General features: G+C 37.8%; 19 protein-coding genes. 12 read left to right on the plus strand and 7 right to left on the minus strand.

The annotated features are described in order from the left end of the window. Positions 1 to 623: 623 nt before the first annotated feature. Complete coding sequence (locus tag AOR04_RS02605) at positions 624 to 1,076, minus strand: REP-associated tyrosine transposase (RefSeq protein WP_008138164.1); 453 nt, start codon at positions 1,074 to 1,076, stop codon at positions 624 to 626. A 720-nt stretch (positions 1,077 to 1,796) separates the two neighbouring features. Here AOR04_RS02605 and AOR04_RS02615 point away from each other — a divergent pair. The 3 genes from AOR04_RS02615 to AOR04_RS02625 all read left to right on the plus strand — a co-directional run bounded on the left by AOR04_RS02615 (position 1,797) and on the right by AOR04_RS02625 (position 5,482). Further along, positions 1,797 to 3,203: a mannose-1-phosphate guanylyltransferase/mannose-6-phosphate isomerase gene (locus AOR04_RS02615; RefSeq protein ID WP_096792456.1), complete on the plus strand. Its 1,407-nt coding sequence runs from the start codon at positions 1,797 to 1,799 to the stop codon at positions 3,201 to 3,203. Positions 3,204 to 3,465: 262 nt separating this feature from the next. Next, complete coding sequence (locus AOR04_RS02620) at positions 3,466 to 4,884, plus strand: phosphomannomutase (protein WP_096792457.1); 1,419 nt, start codon at positions 3,466 to 3,468, stop codon at positions 4,882 to 4,884. A gap of 184 nt (positions 4,885 to 5,068) precedes the next feature. Next, positions 5,069 to 5,482 (plus strand): adenylyltransferase/cytidyltransferase family protein, encoded by a 414-nt coding sequence (locus AOR04_RS02625; RefSeq protein WP_007376768.1) that lies wholly within the window; start codon positions 5,069 to 5,071, stop codon positions 5,480 to 5,482. A gap of 400 nt (positions 5,483 to 5,882) precedes the next feature. Here the strand turns inward: AOR04_RS02625 and AOR04_RS02630 are convergent, their stop codons facing one another. From AOR04_RS02630 to AOR04_RS02645, 4 genes are all read right to left on the minus strand, one after another. Beyond that, positions 5,883 to 6,947 carry a CDP-glycerol glycerophosphotransferase family protein gene (locus AOR04_RS02630; RefSeq protein WP_096792458.1) on the minus strand — a complete coding sequence of 355 codons (1,065 nt, stop codon included), beginning with the start codon at positions 6,945 to 6,947 and terminating at the stop codon, positions 5,883 to 5,885. Between the two features lie 405 nt (positions 6,948 to 7,352). Then, positions 7,353 to 7,853 carry a DUF3299 domain-containing protein gene (locus AOR04_RS02635; protein ID WP_096792459.1) on the minus strand — a complete coding sequence of 167 codons (501 nt, stop codon included), beginning with the start codon at positions 7,851 to 7,853 and terminating at the stop codon, positions 7,353 to 7,355. A gap of 14 nt (positions 7,854 to 7,867) precedes the next feature. Next, the gene (locus tag AOR04_RS02640; RefSeq protein ID WP_096792460.1) at positions 7,868 to 9,181 is read right to left on the minus strand and encodes an ABC transporter permease; all 1,314 of its coding nucleotides are present in this window, start codon (positions 9,179 to 9,181) and stop codon (positions 7,868 to 7,870) included. Then, on the minus strand, positions 9,178 to 9,864 hold the full coding sequence (locus AOR04_RS02645) for an ABC transporter ATP-binding protein (RefSeq protein WP_096792461.1): 687 nt from the start codon (positions 9,862 to 9,864) through the stop codon (positions 9,178 to 9,180). The genes AOR04_RS02640 and AOR04_RS02645 overlap by 4 nt, the downstream gene beginning before the upstream one ends. Positions 9,865 to 10,254: 390 nt before the next feature. Here AOR04_RS02645 and AOR04_RS02650 point away from each other — a divergent pair, with 390 nt between their 5' ends. The 8 genes from AOR04_RS02650 (at position 10,255) to AOR04_RS02685 (ending at position 18,146) form a co-directional block, all read left to right on the plus strand. Then, positions 10,255 to 11,358: a phosphoribosylaminoimidazolesuccinocarboxamide synthase gene (locus AOR04_RS02650; RefSeq protein WP_096792462.1), complete on the plus strand. Its 1,104-nt coding sequence runs from the start codon at positions 10,255 to 10,257 to the stop codon at positions 11,356 to 11,358. 122 nt (positions 11,359 to 11,480) lie between these two features. Continuing rightward, complete coding sequence (locus AOR04_RS02655) at positions 11,481 to 12,137, plus strand: methylamine utilization protein (RefSeq protein WP_096792463.1); 657 nt, start codon at positions 11,481 to 11,483, stop codon at positions 12,135 to 12,137. Next, entirely contained in the window at positions 12,130 to 14,445 is a 2,316-nt protein-coding gene (locus AOR04_RS02660) for a bifunctional diguanylate cyclase/phosphodiesterase (protein ID WP_096792464.1), read from the plus strand. Before AOR04_RS02655 ends, AOR04_RS02660 begins: the two co-directional genes overlap by 8 nt. Next, entirely contained in the window at positions 14,432 to 15,265 is an 834-nt protein-coding gene (locus tag AOR04_RS02665; protein WP_096792465.1) for a DUF3034 family protein, read from the plus strand. Before AOR04_RS02660 ends, AOR04_RS02665 begins: the two co-directional genes overlap by 14 nt. Next, on the plus strand, positions 15,265 to 15,684 hold the full coding sequence (locus tag AOR04_RS02670; RefSeq protein WP_033031584.1) for a group I truncated hemoglobin: 420 nt from the start codon (positions 15,265 to 15,267) through the stop codon (positions 15,682 to 15,684). The genes AOR04_RS02665 and AOR04_RS02670 overlap by 1 nt, the downstream gene beginning before the upstream one ends. A 64-nt stretch (positions 15,685 to 15,748) precedes the next feature. Beyond that, a complete protein-coding gene (locus AOR04_RS02675; RefSeq protein ID WP_096792466.1) occupies positions 15,749 to 16,813 on the plus strand; it encodes a CDP-glycerol glycerophosphotransferase family protein in 1,065 nt (354 codons plus the stop codon). 70 nt (positions 16,814 to 16,883) lie between these two features. Further along, positions 16,884 to 17,309, plus strand: a complete 426-nt coding sequence (locus tag AOR04_RS02680) for an adenylyltransferase/cytidyltransferase family protein (RefSeq protein WP_007376780.1) — start codon at positions 16,884 to 16,886, stop codon at positions 17,307 to 17,309. Positions 17,310 to 17,312: 3 nt separating this feature from the next. Beyond that, positions 17,313 to 18,146 (plus strand): sulfurtransferase, encoded by an 834-nt coding sequence (locus AOR04_RS02685; RefSeq protein ID WP_096792467.1) that lies wholly within the window; start codon positions 17,313 to 17,315, stop codon positions 18,144 to 18,146. A 49-nt stretch (positions 18,147 to 18,195) separates the two neighbouring features. Here the strand turns inward: AOR04_RS02685 and AOR04_RS02690 are convergent, their stop codons facing one another. Continuing rightward, complete coding sequence (locus tag AOR04_RS02690) at positions 18,196 to 18,555, minus strand: DUF5522 domain-containing protein (protein ID WP_007376782.1); 360 nt, start codon at positions 18,553 to 18,555, stop codon at positions 18,196 to 18,198. Positions 18,556 to 18,598: 43 nt separating this feature from the next. Here AOR04_RS02690 and AOR04_RS02695 point away from each other — a divergent pair, with 43 nt between their 5' ends. After that, a complete protein-coding gene (locus AOR04_RS02695) occupies positions 18,599 to 18,934 on the plus strand; it encodes a hypothetical protein (protein WP_096792468.1) in 336 nt (111 codons plus the stop codon). Between the two features lie 38 nt (positions 18,935 to 18,972). Here AOR04_RS02695 and AOR04_RS02700 read toward each other — a convergent pair whose 3' ends face one another. Next, complete coding sequence (locus tag AOR04_RS02700) at positions 18,973 to 20,013, minus strand: IS481 family transposase (RefSeq protein WP_096792469.1); 1,041 nt, start codon at positions 20,011 to 20,013, stop codon at positions 18,973 to 18,975. Between the last annotated feature and the right edge of the window lie 199 nt (positions 20,014 to 20,212).

Below are 20,212 nucleotides of genomic sequence, written 5' to 3' on the forward strand. Positions count from 1 at the left end.
CGCTTTTATACATTAGAGCTATGGTGATATGAGCGCGAAGTAAATTCGCACCTACGGTTAGGCGTATATTGTAGGTGAGGTTTCACACCTCGCTTTTTAAACATTAAAGCTACGTTACATGGGCGGATGTAAATTCGCACCTACGGTTTGGTGTATGTGGTAGGTGAGGTTTTACACCTCACTTTTTAAACACCAAGCCGTGTTACATGGGCGGACGTAAATTCGCACCTACGGGTTGGCATATGTTGTAGGTGAGGTTTCACACCTCGCTTTTAAACATTAAAGCCACGTCATGAAGCGCGAAGTAAATTCGCACCTACGGTTAGGCGTATGTTGTAGGTGAGGTTTTACACCTCGCTTTTTAACATTAAAGCTACGGTGTATGAGCGCGAAGTAAATTTGTACCTACGGTTTGGCGTATGTTGTAGGTGAGGTTTTACACCTCGCTTTGGTAAAGTTAAATTACATTAGCGCGAAGTAAATTCGCACCTACGGATTGGCGTATGTTGTAGGTGAGGTTTTGCACCTCGCTTTTATACATTAAAGCTACGGTGTATGAGCGCGAAGTAAATTTGTACCTACGGTTTAGCGTATGTTGTAGGTGAGGTTTTATACCTCGCTTTTTACTTTATGTAAATACAGTCCCAGTAGGGATACGAAGCAACTTTATCGACGATTTTAGCCCTTAAAGGGTTTGCAATTATATACCTAGCGTTATTAAGTAAATCATCCTCATTTCTAATCATATGGTCGTAGTAGTTACGTTGCCATAGTTTTTGTACCCCTAAGCGATCGCGTATAGTTTTGGAGCAGCGACCTTTAAAAGATTTAATTACATCCGATAGGGATTTTTCATTTCCCAATTGAATTAACCAATGAACATGATTTGGCATAATTACAAACGCTATTGTTTTAGCTGCTTTTTGATCTTCTATATTTTTCATTTCTTTAATAATTAAACGATTAATATCTATAGAGATAAACTTATCTTCTCTTTTATGTGCTACCAATGTAATAGAGTAAAATCGATTTATTAACGATACTCTGCCTTTTCTTAATAAATCGGAACGATGCATTTTTATTGATCCTTTTTATTTAAAGGTAGCAGAAATATAGAAATTTTTAAGATGAGTGAGCGCGAAATAAATTCGCACCTACGGTTTGGTGTATGTGTAGGTGAGGTTTCACACCTCGCTTTTAAACATTAAAGCCACGTGATATGAGCGCGAAGTAAATTCGCACCTACGGTTTGGCATATGTTGTAGGTGAGGTTTTACACCTCGCTTTTTAAACATTAAAGCCACGTTACATGAGCGCGAAGTAAATTCGCACCTACGGTTTGGCATATGTTGTAGGTGAGGTTTTACACCTCGCTTTTTAAATATTAAAGCCATGTTACATGAGCGCGAAATAAATTTTCACCTACGGTTTGGTGTATGTTGTAGGTGAGGTTTTACACCTCGCTTTTTAAACACCAAAGCCATGTTACATGAGCGCGAAGTAAATTCGCACCTCTGGGGTGGTGTATGTTGTAGGTAAGGTTTTACACCTCGCTTTTTGGCACCAAAGCCACGTAATATGAGCGCGAAGTGAATTCGCACCTCTGGGGTGGTGTATGTTGTAGGTAAGGTTTTACACCTCGCTTTTAAATGAAGCTAAATATTGTCGCAATTAATTTCCCGTTTCGAAGGTCAATTAGGTAGCATGTCAGATTTTTTAATCTGACACTCAATTATGAACATTCTTCACACATTCAAAGTGGTACTTTGAAGCCATTTTAGCAAAGGAATTTAATAATGATTTTACCTGTAATAATGGCTGGTGGATCGGGTACGCGTTTATGGCCGCTTTCTCGCGGGAATTACCCAAAACAATTTTTACCATTAAGTGGCGAACAAACTATGCTACAAAATACGATAAGTCGTTTAAATGGTTTAGTTCATAGTCCTGCAATGCTTATTTGTAATGAAGAGCATCGTTTTATAGCGGCAGAACAAGTTCGACAATTAGGTGTGCAGCATAGCGGACTGTTTTTAGAGCCTATAGGGCGTAATACGGCGCCAGCGATTGCCTTAGCTGCATTTAAAGCTGTAGAGAAAGGTGAAAACCCTTTGCTGCTTATACTTGCCGCAGATCATGTGATTGACGACACTATTGCATTTCAACATAGTATTAACCAAGCTGTAGAACTGGCTAAGCAAGACAAGTTAGTTACCTTTGGTATTGTAGGAAACAAACCTGAAACAGGCTATGGCTATATAAAGCGCGGTGAGCAATTTAATAACGGTTTTGTGGTTGATAGTTTTGTAGAAAAGCCAAGCCTAGAAATGGCAAAAAAATACATAGATAGTGGCGATTATTATTGGAATAGTGGCATGTTTTTATTTAAAGCAAGTCGCTATTTAGAGGAGCTAAACACTTTTCGCCCTGATATTTATGAAGCATGCGAAAAAGCTATGCAAGTACAAAACGACGATATGGATTTTGTTCGTATAGATAAAGCAGCATTTGAAAAATGCGCGAGCGAGTCGATAGACTATGCTGTGATGGAACATACCAAAGATGCAGTGGTTGTGCCGATGGATGCTGGTTGGAGCGATGTTGGTGGTTTTTCTGCATTGTGGGACGTATCAACTAAAGATAAAAATGGCAATGTATTTACAGGTGATGTAAAAGCGATTAACACTAAAAACACCCTGGTTTTTGGTGAAGATAAACTCGTTGCTACAATCGGTATTGAAGACCTCGTTATAATAAATACTAAAGATGCAGTGCTTGTTGCGCACAAAGATCAATCACAGCATGTAAAAGCAATCGTACAGCAATTAAAAGCTGAAAATCGTTCAGAAGCAGTCACGCACCGCGAAGTTTACCGACCTTGGGGTAAATATGACTCAGTTGATAGCGGCGAACGCTTCCAAGTTAAGCGTATTACAGTAAAGCCTGGCGCAAAACTCAGTGTGCAAATGCATCATCACCGTTCAGAACATTGGATTATTGTATCAGGCGCTGCAAAGGTGCGAATAGATGGTGCTGAGCAGCTCGTAACTGAAAATGAGTCGGTGTACATTCCCATTACTGCAGTACATGCGCTGGAAAACCCAGGTAAAGTTGATTTAGAGCTTATTGAAGTTCAGTCTGGTTCATACCTTGGTGAAGATGACATTGTACGTTTTGAAGATTGCTACGGCCGAGTGAAGTGATTAATTACTTGGTATTCAATGCTTGTAAGGGCGCTGTATTTAACCTGAGTTCGGGATAATAAATCTATTTCAAGCAGCTATTAACGCGTAAATTCGCCTTGTTTTCACTGAAAATCTCTGGCTAGAGAAAATAAATTTAATATCATCATGATTCAATACGTTAGTAAATCTCTTAACCAGAGTTCAGGTTATTTAGATAAGTGATAGTTATTAGTAATTTTCGTTTTCACTTTTCTTTGTATAAAAAGTGATAAGGTTGTATATGGATAACACATTAATTTGCTCAGAAGTGATAGCCAAAAGTGGTGTTGTTTTTGGCACCAGTGGTGCACGTGGTTTAGTTACAGATTTTACCGCAGATGTATGTGCTGCTTTTTCTATCGGGTTTGTTAAGTCGATAAAAACAGAATTTAGCTTTAATACCGTAGCATTAGCTATTGATAATCGCCCCAGTAGTTATTTTATGGCGCAAGCCTGCGCGCAAAGCTTAAAGCAACTCAATATTAATGTAATTTACTATGGTGTTATACCCACTCCAGCGCTTGCTTATAAAGCGATGCAAGACTCTATCCCAAGCATAATGGTTACAGGTAGCCATATACCGTTTGACCGAAATGGCCTTAAGTTTTATCGACCAGACGGTGAAATCACCAAAGCTGATGAACAAGCTATCTTAAATAATATAATGCCGTTCTCAGCGGTAACACAAGTAAGTGAACTTGATCTAAATACTGCAGCAAGTGAAGCTTATATAAAGCGTTATACCAAGTTATTTAGTGCCGATGCACTGATTGGTAAAAAAGTAGGCATTTATGAGCACTCCAGCGCAGGACGAGACTTATATAAAAGTTTGTTCGAACAATTGGGGGCGAAGGTAATAAGCTTAGGGCGCAGCGAAAATTTTATACCAATTGATACAGAAGCCGTTTCTGAGGAAGATAAAAAACAAGCAATTATATGGTCAAAAAAGTATGGGGTTGACGCTATATTTTCAACAGATGGCGATGGTGACCGCCCGCTCGTTGCTGACGAAAATGGTGGCTGGTTACGCGGTGATTTATTAGGTTTATTGTGCAGTCAACTCCTTGGTATTGAAGCATTGGCTGTCCCTGTAAGTTGTAACACGGCGATAGAAAAATCAAATAGCTTTAAACACATCATACGTACAAAAATTGGATCACCTTTTGTAATCGCAGAGTTTAGCCAATTAAATGAAAACTTTACCCGTGTTGCTGGTTTCGAAGCCAATGGTGGGTTTTTATTAGGCTCAAACATAGACATAAATGCAAAGCAGCTTACAGCTTTACCAACACGTGATGCAGTGTTACCTGCACTTATGTTGTTAATACAAAAGCAACCAATATCTATGCAATTGAAGTTATTACCAGGGCGCTTCACCGCGAGCGATAGGGTGCAAAATTTTGCAAAAGCCAAGAGCCTTGAATTAATTGCAACGCTTAAGTGTAGTGCCGATGCATTTCTCACAGAATTAGGCTGCGGTCTAAATTACTCAGTTAATACAGTCGATGGTTTGCGTATTGTCCTTCAAAATGATGACGTAGTGCATTTAAGAGCTTCCGGCAATGCTCCTGAGTTACGTTGTTATACTGAAAGTGATACTGTTTTTAATGCAGAAAAATTAGCCGACAAGGTAATCCAGTATTTAAATAAATTAAAATAACTGTAATAATTTCAATAAACTAAATTTCAAGCATGGATTTATTATCCAGAGTTTAGGTTAATTATACTATGTTAGCTTTAGTGCAGGTTTGTATTGGTCTGTTCCTGATTTTTATTCATGTTTATGCTTATGTTATCCTACGTACTAAATTATTAGGGTATTACTTTTAGTCGTAGGTTTTGAAATGAAAAAAATAGGCTATACCACTGGGGTTTTTGATCTGTTTCATATTGGCCATCTCAATGTACTTAAACGCGCAAAGCTAGAGTGTGATTACCTTATTGTTGGGGTAACAAGCGATGAGTTATCTATATCGGTTAAAAACAAAAAGCCGGTAATCCCTTTTCAAGAAAGGCTAGAAATTGTCGAAGCGATTAAGTTTGTGGATGAGGTTGTTCCTCAAGTTAATTATGACAAACTAGAAGCGTGGAATAATTTAAAATTTGACAAAATGTTTGTCGGAGACGATTGGAAAGGCACTGATAAGTGGAACGCAATAGAAGAAGACTTTGCTAAGCGGGGAGTTGAAATAATGTATTTCCCTTACACTACGCATACTTCGAGCACTATTTTACGTGAAGTACTTAGTAAAATATAAAACCTGATTAAAATCGTATCTAGTTTAGAGTGTTTTTATTTCCCATACATAGGTTATAACGGCGCATAAATACCAATCCGCAATAATACTTAACCTGAACTTTGCTTGAGATAGATTTATTATCCAAAGTTCAGGTTACTTATACCAATCCGCAATAATACTTAATCAATTTGAGGGATCAAATCTGACGTTAACTGCGTTAAAAATTTCTGATATAGAATAACTAAATAACGAAATTTTTGCCTTGTTATCGACACGATTTTCTTACCTCAAAATAGCTCACTTAATTAAGTGAATTGGTATTAATTATGCTAATTGGTATAAAAACCCAGCTAAAACAAGTTTTAACCCTAAAAATCCAATAATCCTTTGTTTTGTATGTGATTGTTTGGCTTTAAAGTTATGACCACCAATAGTAATTTAGGCTTTTTCTAATTTTAAATTTACGAAGTAAGTTTAAAGGTTTTCTTTTTAGGTGAGATGTACCAGAACAAATTAAATTATTAATAGCGCCTAATACCCTCACACTCGACTTGCCATCTCTGTATGGATGAACACTGTCGCAGTATTGTTTTACCTTTTCTAATGTGTGCTCATCTTTTTGAAAAGCGCTTATTAAAGTACTTTCTAGGTCGGCTTCGTTACTAAAGTTAATCATCCAGTCTTTAGGTTTGCGGTTGTTAAACGCAACGGCTACTTTTTCTTGTAATGCAAATTCGGTAATAATTGATGATGTGTCAGACAGTATAATGTCGGTAGCCTGTAGAATTGGAATCACATCACCGGTGGTAATAAAGGTGAGGTTTTCGCAGGCGAGTGATTTATACATTTCAATTTCTTCGCTTGTCGCTTTTGGATGAAGCTTTACTATCCACTGCCAGTTTTGTGTTTTTAATAGCGCTTTAATATAAGGGTAAAGCTTGTAGGTACTTGTTAGCTTTGGCGAAAAAGTGGGGGCATATAATATGGTAGGCTTATCAGATTGATATAGCGCTATGTCTTTATGCTCAGTAAATAAAGGATCTAACTTTGACCAGCCGGTTTCGACTACGTCGCAAGTGCCATCGTTAATATCATTAAACCCTTGAGTAATATTTGGACCTTGTGTGCAATATAAGTCAAAAAATCCTCTAATATTAAATTTGTTCTTTTTGCCCGAATCAAAACCATGAAAAACCTGCACTTTAATCCCAGGAAAAAAATGAGGGATCACGTTACCAGGCGCAAGTGTGGCATTGGCGTTATATTTTTTAACTTCTTTTATGTTGAGTAGCTGGTAATCATCAGGCTGTAAAAAGCCCTCTGCCTCACTTCCAGTAGGAATAAACCAAGCAACGCTGCCTCCTCGCTTTTTTATTTCGTGCTCTATGGGTCTTAAAACGTTAAACGAGTACGATAAATTTACAAAAAACAAATATTTAAATTCGCTTGTTTTGTTTAGAGAAGGCAGATCTTTATTTAGCACTGGTGGTTCCTTTTTTAACTGAAAAAGTAAAAGTATTTAATCTAAACTTTGACTAAGGGGTTTAGGGCATGTTGAAATTTGTTCAATCTAGGGGCAATTTAATCTCGGCTCGAGATTTGTAACCTGATAACGGCTCCTGCGTTTATTGGCTTACATCCATGTAAGAATAAGTCAAAGCCGAACAACAAAGAGTCAATCGCCCCTAGGACGAACCCAAGGGTAGCGCATGTTTGGCATTTATGCTGCGTATCGCCTATTTATGGGGAACACCACACAAGAACACCACACAACGTAGGTTCTGCCTTGCCTAATAACCAAATATACTACTGCAAATTAAACCACCAAAGAACAACACGCCCTAATAACATATTGCGTTTAAATTTATCAGCCGTTCAGATTAGTTAATTAAAGTTCAAATGGCGCAACGCCAACTGCCTTCATTTTATAGCCTACTTGGGCTATTTCGCCTGACCACGTTTCTGTACTTATAACACCGGTTACAACGATTGCGTCATACAGGCTGTCTATAGGTACGCCACCTTTAATAGTTACATGCACAATTTGATTTGGCGGCGGTGGCGGTACGTGTATACATGCACCAAAATATGGGACGAGTAAAAACTCAGTAATAATTTCACTGTCACCTTCAAGTGGTACTACAAAGCCAGGTAAGCTTACAGACTGACCGTTTAACGCTTTAACTACAGGTGCGTCTAGATCGGGTTGCACCCAATTTTGATCGCTGCCTTCGTGATTGGCTTGTGCTTGTGTGTCTATTTGCACGTGATTTTTAGGGATTAAGTCTTCCCAAAAAATCTCTTTTGGTGGATTTGCATTACTTGCAAAACTTACGAGTAGTAAATTAATAATAGTAATATATTGAAAAGCTGTTTTATAAAACGTCATGGGATACCTAAAAATTATGTTTTTATACTCATGCCATCGCTGAGAGAATAAAAGTAAGCGCGTGTGGCAGGCACTAAACCAATAATAAAACCAGCTACCATAATAACGCCTATTAATGTGAGTTCATAGTAAGAGAGCATCGCTATATTTACGCTAATACCTGCATGGCTTTGTAGGTAGCCGGCACCTAAATACATAACTAAATAAAATAATGCACAGCCAACTAAGCAACCTAATAAAGTAGTTAACAGTGACTCTATGCTTATAAGTGTGAATAATTGCCAAGGGCGGGCACCTACCGAACGTAATATAGCAAGCTCACGGCGACGTTGACTTAGGTTTGCAAGCAGTGTGGTTAGCATGCCTAGTAAGCTAACAAGTACGACGATTGCGGAAAATAGTTGCAGTGTTTTTTCTACTATGGCGAGCATTTGCCATAATTCTTTCAGTGTTACGGTGGGCATAATACCAAGCAATGCTTCTTGCTTATATTGATTTATATTGCGCCTAATTTGCAATGTGTATAGCGGTGATTTAAAACCCATTAAAAATGCAGTGATTTGTTTTGGATGTCCGATAAGATCGTCATGTTCGTCATGTTCGTCATGTTCGTCATGTTCGTCATGTTCGTCATGTTCGTCATGTTCGTCATGTTCGTCATGTTCGTCATGTTCGTCATGTTTGGTGCTAGCTCTGGCATGTATTAAATCGATAGCGGCAAGCGGTATGTGTAACGTTTTATCAACAGGTGTACCGGTGGGGTTTAAAATACCGACAACTTTAAATGGGTTGTCGTCATGATGATGAAAGCTAGTATTGCCCATACCGTGGGATATAACGATATGATCGCCAAGTTTATAACCTAATTTGTTAGCTACGCTGCTCCCCAGTACAACCTCGTTAATATTTAAAAATGGATGGCCTTGGTTAAAGCTTAAGTTTTGTTTTTTAGCAAAGCGGTAATGTTCAAAGTAGTCAAGAGTAGTGCCAAGTACAGCTTGGCCTTTATGGCTATCGCCTAGGCTTATAGGTATGCTCCATTTTACGCCGCGCTGATTGGTTATATATTGATAACTTTGCCAGCTTACGCCGTTGTTGGTATGGCCAATTCTAAATACCGACGCAAGTAATAATTGAATATCACCAGTGCGTGCGCCCACAATTAAATCAGTGCCCGAAATTGTATTACTAAAGCTACTTTTTGCATCAACTCTTACACGCTCAATACTTAGCAATAATATAACGCTAATTGCAATAGTAAACAGTGTTAAAAATACGCTGGCACGACGATTTAATAAGCTTTTATAAGCCAATTTAGCAAGGATCATATTTGCTCCTGCAAATGGGTTAAATTTATTGAGCGATCGAATAACGGTTTTAAGCTTTCGTCATGACTTACAAATATTAAGGTGCTATTTAAATGTAATGCCTGTTCAAATAATAACGTTATAAAGCTTTCGCGGTTATTTGCATCAAGTGCTGATGTTGGCTCGTCAGCGATTATTAGCTCAGGGTTACCAATAAAAGCACGGGCTGCTGCAACACGTTGTTGTTGGCCAATACTGAGCTGTGCTACGTTTTTATGATGGTATTGCTCAATTAAGCCAAGTGCGTTTAATAAGCGCTCAGCTTCTTTGTGTAATGTTGTGGCGTGTTTAAGTGCTTGGTTTTGCCGTACTTTAGAAAATTGACACCCTAAAATGACATTTTCGATAGGTGTTAAATAAGGTAATAAATTAAAGTTTTGAAAAATGGTGCCAATATGGTCGGCTCTAAATGCATCGCGCTTGGTATTACTTTGTGTGTTTAGGCATTGATTTAAAATATACACATCACCGCTGGTGGCTGTATTAATTCCCGTAAGTAACGCTAATAAAGTAGATTTTCCTGAACCGCTTGGGCCATATAAAAAAATACGTTCGCCTTTTTCTACAGCCAGCTCTGCAATCCTTAGAGTCGGTTTTTTATCGTTTTTATGCCATTTAAAAGTAACGTTTTTTAGGCTGATCATTAAATGTATACCTGTATAAATCTGACGAAGATAAAACTCGGGTTAAGAAACTAACTAAGAGGTTGACCTGTAAATATAATTAAAGTTGCTTTTTGTTAGTCAAAATTTTTAAGTGCAAACAAGGCGAATTTACGCGTCAATAGAGGGCCTATTGCAAGTGAATTCAACGCAGTTAGCGTTGAAAATTACTGCTTAAAATAGATTTACTACCCAGAGTTCAGGTTATTTAGCTTACCCGTAAAGTTTACCTTATCCCAACAAGCATATAAATATGTGCCTTTATTTGTTTTAAGCATCCGATTGAGCTTTAGGGTTGGCTAGATTATTATACAGCCCACATAACCCCATACCATACTTTGCTCAAAGAGCATCCCTAACCCCGGAGATAGCATGACTAGCTATAAAGTTTTAGATGTAAACGATGATTTACCCATTCGTACCAAAGGTGAAGTACACAGCGGTAAGGTTCGTTCAGTTTATTGGCTAACAGATGAAGACAGCGCGCGATTAATTAGCGACAAAGGCTATAAAGTACCTGCAGGCACTGAGCTTGCAATTATGGTTATTTCAGACCGAATTTCGGCGTTTGATTGTATTTGGCAAGGCGAAAACGGGTTAAATGGCGTGCCAGGTAAAGGGATCGCCCTTAACTCGGTTGCATCGCATTGGTTTAAATTATTTGATCAAGCAGGCCTTGCAGGTAACCATATTGTTGATATTCCGCATCCTTACGTATGGATTGTGCGCAAAGCCAGTACAGTAAAAGTAGAAGCGATTGCACGCCAATACATTACAGGCAGCATGTGGCGTGATTACGCAAAAGGCGTGCGTAATTTTTGTGGTATTGATTTACCAGAAGGCTTAAAAGCAAACCAAAAGCTTGATAACGTTTTAATTACGCCCTCAACAAAAGGTATTATTGAAGGTGTTACCGACATCCCACCTGTTGATGATGTAAATATCACGCGTGCTAACATTACTAATAACTTAGATGTATTTAACTTTAAGTCGGCAGATGATGTAACTAAGTACGAAAAACTGCTAGTTGAAGGCTTTAGGTTAATTAGCGATGAGCTTGCAAAGCTTGATCAAATTTTTGTGGATACAAAATTTGAGTTTGGTTATGTGGAAGATTTAAATGGCGCACAGCAACTTATTTATATTGATGAAGTAGGCACGCCTGATTCGTCACGTATTTGGGATGAAGCCGCTTATCGCGATGGCAAAATTGTTGAAAACTCTAAAGAAGGCTTTCGCCAGTTACTAATTAATAATGTGCCAGAAAGCGATGTATTATTAAATAAAGACCGTATGAATGAACGTGAACAACTTGCTAAAGATTATATTTTACCAGAATCAGTCATGCTTGAAGTGTCAAATACCTATGTAGGTATTGCGAGTAAAATTGTTGGCAAAGATATTGTTATACCTAGCGATCCTCGCCAAGAAGTAATTGCTATTTTAGATGCTGAATACGGATTGATTGTAAAATAACACGACTAAAGGATGACTTAACCTAGTTACTCGGTCTTTATTTGTGGTTACTGGGCTATAATTCTTGCAATTAGTGCTCGTCTCTAATTAACTTAGCTTAACGTTAATAGTTTGGTGTTGTTATGTTAGAGCGAGCATTGCAAAAAATTGCAAAAAATCGTTGTTTTTTAGCGATAGGTTTGTTTTTTAGCCATTTTGCTTTGAGCGCAAATATTGATTTAGTTATACAAGAGCAACATGGGCAAGCATTACCTGATGCGGTGGTTGAGCTAAATCAAAATAATATAAAGTCTGCTTTTACACCAAAGACGGTTGCGACAATGGATCAAGTTAATAAGCAATTTTCACCTGAATTATTAATTGTTCAAAAGGGGCAGCAAGTAAATTTTCCTAATAGCGATAATATTCGCCATCATGTGTATTCTTTTTCACAAGCCAAGCCTTTTCAGCTAAAATTATATTCAGGGCAACCAAAAGACCCTATTGTATTTGATAAGCCCGGTGTAGTTGTTTTAGGATGCAATATTCATGACTCTATGATTGGCTATATTTATGTGGCAGATAATCATCTTGTTTATAAAACAGATGAAAGAGGGCGTGTTACTTTGCCAGCCACTTCTTCTGAGGTGACTGTATGGCATCCTCTTCAGCGTGCCGCATTGGAGAATAAAAAAATAATTACTATTAATTCTCAAACTCAGCTTTTAATAACCATAAATACTTCGGTCCCAGAGCTTCGAAATATATTTGGCAGTAAATTTAAGGCCCAAAATGACTAATAGTTTAAAAAACCGTATAACCATACTCTGCGTTGGCTTAGTGTTATTAACCACTGTGGTTAGCTTATTTAGTTTTTGGTGGTCTACGAGTAAACTCCAAGAAGAAAAAGTTAACCAAGATATAAGCGTTGCCCAAAGTGTATACAAGCAATACTTAAAGTCAAAAGAGAGCCTATTATTAACCGCCGCTAAAGTACTTACCTCTGACTTTGGCTTTAAACAAGCTGTTGCTACACGAGACGCCGGTACAATAAGCAGCGTATTATTTAACCATAGTCAGCGTATAAACGCCGAGCTAATGTTGTTAATTGATTTGTCGGGTAAATTAATTTCGGCTAATACCAGCGAAGATATTTACGGGCACGATTTACAGCCGCTAATGAAAGAATTATTAAGTACTTCGGAGCAATCTAGTTTTGTTGTTTTAAATAACGAACTTTACCAAGTGATTTTACTTCCCGTTAAGGCGCCACGTACAGTTGCTTATAGTTTAGTTGGATTTAAAATAAATAACGAAGTGGCCGCCGAGCTTAAAAGCTTAACAGGTATGGATGTAAGCTTTATAGGCAGTGCGGATAATTTAGTTATTAGCTCTTTAGTTAAACGCCCAACCCCTTTTGAACCTGTGAACTATTTTAATACGTTAACCACATCACGCTTTTTTGGTGAATATTTAGTGTATCGCAATCGTGATATTGATTTACCGTCGCTACTTTCTCACCCAATAGTTATTTTACTCAGTGCCGATTTAACGCAAAGTTACAGTGATTTTGAAAAGCTATTTTTTACATTAATGATATTGGCTATTTTAACCATGTTTGTAGGTGTTATAACAAGTAGCTTATTAGCAAACAACCTTACTACTCCTTTATCTCAACTCGCTGTTATTGCTAGGCAATTTGCACAAGGTAACTATAGTTTCGAATGTAAAGGAAAAAAACAAAGTACAGAAATAACGACCCTAGTTGATGCATTTAATAGCATGGGTAACGATATTAATGAACGTGAGAAACAAATTTGTTTTCAGGCTCGCCATGACTCCCTTACAGGGTTTTATAATCGTTCAGCAATGCTAGATGTGTTGGGGGATGAATTAGATACATCGAATGAATACACACTTGTTGCTATTGATATTAAGGGTTTGCGACACATAAACGATAAGTTAGGCCCTCGTGTTGGGGATGACTGTTTAAAAGCGGTAGCAAGTCGTATAAGTGAGTTTTCTGATGAGCTAGGTGGTTTTCATGCGCGAATTGGCGGCGATGAATTTTTAACGGTATTCCCAGCAACTGCAGCACAAGAGCTAAAAAGTGGCATTGATGGCTTAATGATGCAGTTACAGGCTTGCTATACCATTCAAAAGTTAAAAATTAATTTACGGTTTAGTGCCGGTATTGTGCAATACCCAGCGCAAGGTATTACTAGCGATGATTTAATGCGCCGTGTATTGATTGCTGTCGACAGTGCTGCGAGCGATCACGAAAGTATTCATTATTATCAAAGTGGCGAAGATGAGACGCATTTAGAGCGCTTGATAATGCTTGATGAGTTAAAACAAGCAATTATTGACGATGATGGCCAGTTATTTATGACCTATCAGCCTAAGTTGCATATGAAAACGCAAAAAATCGATAAAGTTGAGTCGCTTATACGTTGGCAACGAAAAGATGGTAGCTGGGTTAATCCAGAGCTATTTATTGATTTAGCTGAGCAGTCGGGGCTTATTGTTGAGCTAACCGCGTGGGTGGTTAATACCGTTGTTGCACAGGTAGCTAACTGGCAATCAAAAGGCATTGAGTTACAAGCCGCTATTAATGTATCGGCGCAAGATATTGCATTTTCGGGATTTCATTCAGCTTTGGTCAGTACGCTTGAAAAACATAAAGTAGACCCTAAGTTGATTACGATTGAACTTACCGAGCGCGATATGATCGAAAATGAAGAGAAAGGTATTAAAGCACTCGAAAACTTAAAGGCAATTGGCGTTAAAATATCACTAGACGATTACGGCGTAGGGCAAACGTCACTTGGGCGCTTAAAAATGCTACCTATTGATGAGTTAAAATTAGATAAGTGTTTTATTTTAAAACTTGATGAGTCACAAAAAGATCAGTTTATTGTGCAGTCTTCGATTACGTTAGGTCATCAATTAGGATTTTCTGTTGTTGCTGAAGGGGTCGAAACATTGGGGTCTTTAGAGTTGCTTAAAAATATGCAATGCGATCATGCACAAGGCTATTATTTAAGTAGACCGTTAAAAGCTGAATTACTTGAAGAATGGCTTCTAGATCATTATGTATCACATTAAATATTGGAGCGTAGTTGCCTTTTGTTTAATGAGTTTACCGTGTGTAGCCAGCAGTGGAAAACTGCTTGCTACTCCTGGTGTGTCTCAAATTGAAGGCAATGCGGGTGGAGGCATTGTACCTTGGGCGCAACTAGCTGGTTATGCCAGTGATGATGAGTTTTCGATAAATGGCTTTTGTAGCCGGGCAGATGTAACCGATTACACTCTTGATGTGTGCGGTGCCCAGTTAAACTTGTTTAATCGTGTTGAATTTAGTTACGCAATACAGCAATTTGATGTACCGGCATTCAATGCGCAGATAGAGCAAAATATTAGCGGCGTTAAAGTTCGTTTATATGGGGATATTGTTTACAGTGAGTGGCCACAATTAAGTGCAGGCATTTTACATAAATCACTGGATGATGGTTCTATTGCACAGTTAGTTGGCGCGAAAAGTACCAGTGGAACCGATTTTTATTTAGCGGCCAGTAAATTACATTTAGGCGCGATTGCAGGTTACAACTGGTTTTGGAACTTAACGGCACGCTACAGCGAAGCAAACGAATTAGGCTTGCTAGGCTATGGTGGTGAAAGCGACAGTACTAGGGTGTTGTTTGAAGGCAGTACTGCACTTTTTTTAAGCCGTGAATTGGCCGTAGGTGTTGAGTATCGTCAAAAAGCGAATAACCTTAATTTAGGCGAACAAGATTGGAAAGATGTATTTGTGGCTTGGATACCAAATAAGTACGTGAGTATAACAGCGGCTTATTTAGACTTAGGACGCATTGCCGGTGCTAATGATCAAACTGGTTGGTATTTTTCGGTAACAGGTTATTGGTGATGCAAAATATAGCCTTATTTTTATTATGCGCAGGGTTATTAGTAGGCTGTGCAAATAAACCTGCACTGTCGCTTTATCAGCAGTTAGATGGAAAAGCAGGTATAGCTAAGCTTGTTGATAGTTTTATCTATCAAATAGGTAACGACGAGCAAGTATTTCATTACTTTGAACACGCTAATATTACGCATTTTCGTGATGGTTTTATTTCCCATATGTGTATGTTATTTGAAGGCCCATGTGAGTACAGAGGCGATTCTATGATTGCTATTCATACGGGTATGAATATATCGGAAAAAGACTTTAATCATGTGGTTGATTTACTCGTTAACGCAATGAATGAGCAAAATATTAGTTATAACGTGCAAAATAAAATACTTTCAAAAATGGCACCACTACGTGGTGGAATAATAAAAATATAGGTACCTTGGTTTTTGTTATGTGGCTTTCAATGTAGAATATAAAGAAAACAACTGTGGCGATACTATGAATATAATTTTTGACACTCAAAGCCTCTATTACCTTCCTCAGTACATTCCAGTATTTAAAAAGTTATGCGAAAATGGCATTAAAAGTCAGTTTGTTTTTTATAAAAATAGTCATCAGGATTTGATTCAAGGTGTTATAGATAACTACAATCTAGAACATATATGGGTTGAAAATCAGCTACAAGCTATTGATTACTACGAGCAAGAAAAATCTGATTGGGTATTTTTTGCTAACTCATTTTGCCATCTAGAACGTTTACATAAGGTATCTAAAAGTGCTCAGCTTGGACATGGGATCGGCCCTAAATCAAGTTATTACACTAAATCTAGCCAAGCTATGACTGCACGTTTTGTAGAAGGTGAATACAGATTAAGCCGCTTACAGAGTATGTACCCTGATGATACGTTTATTGATGTAGGTTTTTGTAAATTAGATCCTATTTTTAATAATGAAGAAATTGATGGAGCACTCTCATTAGAAGGCTTTAGTGACAAAAAGCAGACCATTTTGTATGCGCCAACATTTTATCCAAGTAGCTTAGAACTGTTTCCTGAAAACTGGCCTGAACATTTTAGTGATTACAATATTTTAATAAAACCTCATTATTTTTCGATTAGTAAAGAAAAGTATAAATGCCATTTAGCGCTGCTAAATCACTGGTCTACTTTCCCAAATGTTTATTTGGCTAAGGTTGAGGATTATTCTCTGGTGCCTTTTTTAGATAAAGCCGACTTGTTGATTAGTGATGCATCGTCAGCTTTATTTGAATTCGCACTATTAAATAAGCCGGTTATTTGGTGTGATTTTTTAAAGTTGAGATGGAGCTATAAAGGAATTTTTTCTTTTCGTTTTAAAAAACGTATGGACCGAGATTACGGGGAATACGCAAATATTGCGGTACATGCTAGTAAATATAAAAATCTAAAAAAACTAGTTGTAGAACAATTAGCTAAACCAGAAAAGCTAGCTAATACTAGGTTAGCTTTATCGGAAAAACTCGCGGGCAAGTTAGACGGCAAAGCGAGCCAAAGAATTGTTGAGTACATAATTGAAAATAACTAAGCTAACTGGACGTTACTATATTTTATAAAAGGATTTCTTAAACTTAAAAATAATAAACTAGGTTTGTTAAATGAAAAAAATTGGATATACAACGGGTGTTTTTGACTTATTTCATATTGGTCATTTAAATATTCTTAAAAGAGCAAAATTAGAGTGTGATTACCTAATTGTAGGTATAACAACGGATGAGTTAAGCCAGTCAGCTAAAAATAAAAAGCCAGTAATTCCCTTTCAAGAACGCATGGAAATAGTTGAAGCAATTAAGTTTGTTGACGAAGTTGTGCCGCAGGTTAATTATGATAAAGAAGAAGCGTGGAACAATTTAAAGTTTGATAAAATGTTTGTTGGTGATGACTGGAAGGGCACTGAAAAGTGGCAAAAGATTGAAGCTGACTTTGCAAAGTTTAATGTAGAGATATGTTACTTTTCGTATACATCTCATACGTCGAGTACAATGTTAAGAAACGTATTAGATAAAATAAATAACACGAAATAAATCATGAAAAACCTTATCTCCTGCCAGCAATTACACGAGCAACTTAATGACCCTGCATTAGTGATATTTGATGCAGGTATGCTGCGCCCTGGTGTTTTGGGTACTTATTCGCCGCAAGCAATGCTGCCTAACGCTAAACGTTTTGATATAAAAAACGAACTGGCTGATAGGTCAAACCCCTTACCAAGTACGATATGCAGCGAGCAGCAATTTACTCATGTTATGCAAAATGCAGGCGTAAATAACGATTCGTTTATAGTTGTATACGAAGATGGCGGTTTATTTAGCGCAGCAAGAGCGTGGTGGATGTTTAAAGCTATGGGGCATCACAATGTTAAAATACTCAGCGGTGGTCTTAAAAAGTGGTTGGAGTACGGCTACGACGTACAACAAAGTTATAGCGAGGCGTCAGGTAAAGGTGATTTTACGGCAAACTATAATTCTGAGTATTTTATTAATAGCCAACAAGTGCTTAACGCAATAGATGATCCTAATACTTTATTGCTTGATGCACGTGCTTATAAACGTTTTACTGGTGAAGAAAGTGAACCTCGTAAAGGTATGCGTAGCGGGCACATTCCTAATAGTCGCTCGTTGCCTTTAATGAATTTACTAGATGACGGTGAAGCCAAACCACTTTCTGAAATTAAAGCGATATTTAGTGACGTAATTGGTGATGCGCAGCAGTTACAGTTCACCTGTGGCTCAGGTATTACGGCGTGTGTTTTAGCGTTATTGGCTACTGAATGTGGTTACAGTAATTTAAGTGTTTATGATGGCTCGTGGAGTGAATGGGGCGCAAGTGATTCGTTTCCAATTGCTACGAACGAGACATAAAACAGCTGTAGACGTAGAGCTTGCTCACGTTAAAAGCGCAGCTTTTGGTTTATTTTTTATAACCATAAGGGCAATTTTTACAACCGTTTTTACAGCACGAACCACGCTTTAAAAAAAACCACTTACTAAATATCATGTAACCACTTTGCATGGTGTAATCGAGCCCTTCAATTAAATTTTCGTTACCTCTAAATTGTTTTGCAAAGTTTATTTGGGTTTTAATAGGTTGTGTATAAACACCCTCTAAAAAAGTATTTATTTTATTAAGCGTGCACTTGCGGCATAAACAACTTGTTGCTGTGATATCAAGCGGTAAAATAGCTGGCAGCTCATTGCACCAACACGCTGATATATCGTCTACATTACACGTTAGAGTACTGTGGCATTGAGTGCAGTTAAGTTGAGTCATTATAATTCTTTTTAGTAACAGTGAGCCAAGAATAACAAATATTATGAATACACAAAAAGCATTAGCTGAATTTATTACGTTTGGTGAGCAAAGAGATGAAGCTATATCGGTTATCGTTTCAAGCCCTGCTGATAGCAATAAAACTCACTATACTCTCTCAACCGAGGTTTTAATTGATGTGCTTAAACGCTGTTTAAGTAACGAAATAGACTTAGATGATTTAGAGCTTTGGGCAAACGTAATTGAATCGCGAGATGATATTGATTGTACTGAGCATGAAGGTTTTATTTATGCGCTCAGTAATAGCGAGCAAATGGGAGAGCTTAATCATCAAAAGCTTGCTCAAATAGTTGCCTTAGTTGTACTAGCTCAGACTTGATCTGACAGTTACCCATTTTTCTAATGGTGACTGTTAGTTTAGATTTGAGCTAAATTCTTTTCTGCCCAAACCGTTTTTCCATCCAGTAATGTTTCAAGTGGTGTTCGACCGCAACATACTTTTCCTTGATGAGTCCGATCATTGTTGTAGTAATCCATCCATTCGTCCAGATCTTTTTGTAGTTCTTCCATTGAATCGTACAACTTTTTGCGGAATGTGATTTGATAGAACTCGTTTAAAATCGTCTTATGGAAACGCTCACAGATACCATTTGTTTGCGGGGACATTGCTTTCGTTTTTGTATGGTCGATGTCGTTAATTGCCAAATATAGCTGATAATCATGATGCTCAACTCGCCCACAATACTCAGTTCCTCGGTCAGTTAATATTCTAAGCATAGGTAACTTATGACCTTCGAAATAAGGCAATACTTTATCATTGAGCATGTCAGCCGCTATAATTGGCGTTTTCGTTGTGTAGAGCTTCGCAAAGGCGACTTTACTGTAGGTATCCACAAAGGTTTGTTGATAGATACGACCAACACCTTTAAGGTTACCAACATAAAATGTGTCTTGTGAGCCAAGATAACCGGGATGCGCTGTTTCAATTTCACCACAGGCTTCATCGTCATGTTTTTTCTTTTCTAGCGCAGCAACTTGAGCGTCAGATAAAATAATGCCTTCATTAGCGACTTTGTTTTCCAATGCTTTCAATCGTTTTTTGAAGTTTTCTAAATCGTGACGCAACCAGATTGAACGAACACCACTACCTGAGACAAACACGCCTAACTTACGAAGCTCATTGCTGGTTCTATGTTGACCGTGAGCAGGATAGTCAACTGCATAGTTAATGACGGCTTGCTCTGTTTCTTCGTCAACGCGATTCTTTATATTTGGTGTACGGCGGTTCTTTTCGATTAATGCATCAATACCACCTTCATTAACGAGTTCTTGATAACGATAAAATGTATCTCGTGATACGCCCATGACTTTACAGGCTCTTGATACATTGCCTAGTTCTTCGGCAAGGTTAAGTAAACCAGCTTTGTGTTTTATGATTGGATTGTTAGTATGCAACATGAGAGTTACCTTTTTGTTTGTTTTGATTTAAAGATTCGACACCTTTATCAAAACGGGTAACTCTCACTTTTTCAAGTTGAATTGTCAGATCTTGTCTGAACTAATACACCTTAGTAAAAGTTTGATTTGTTTAAAAAGCGAGGTGTAAACCTCACCTACAACATACACCAACCCCGTAGGTGCGAATTTACTTCGCGCT

It is taken from the genome of Pseudoalteromonas sp. 1_2015MBL_MicDiv (genome assembly GCF_002407505.1).
GTDB lineage: Bacteria > Pseudomonadota > Gammaproteobacteria > Enterobacterales > Alteromonadaceae > Pseudoalteromonas > Pseudoalteromonas fuliginea.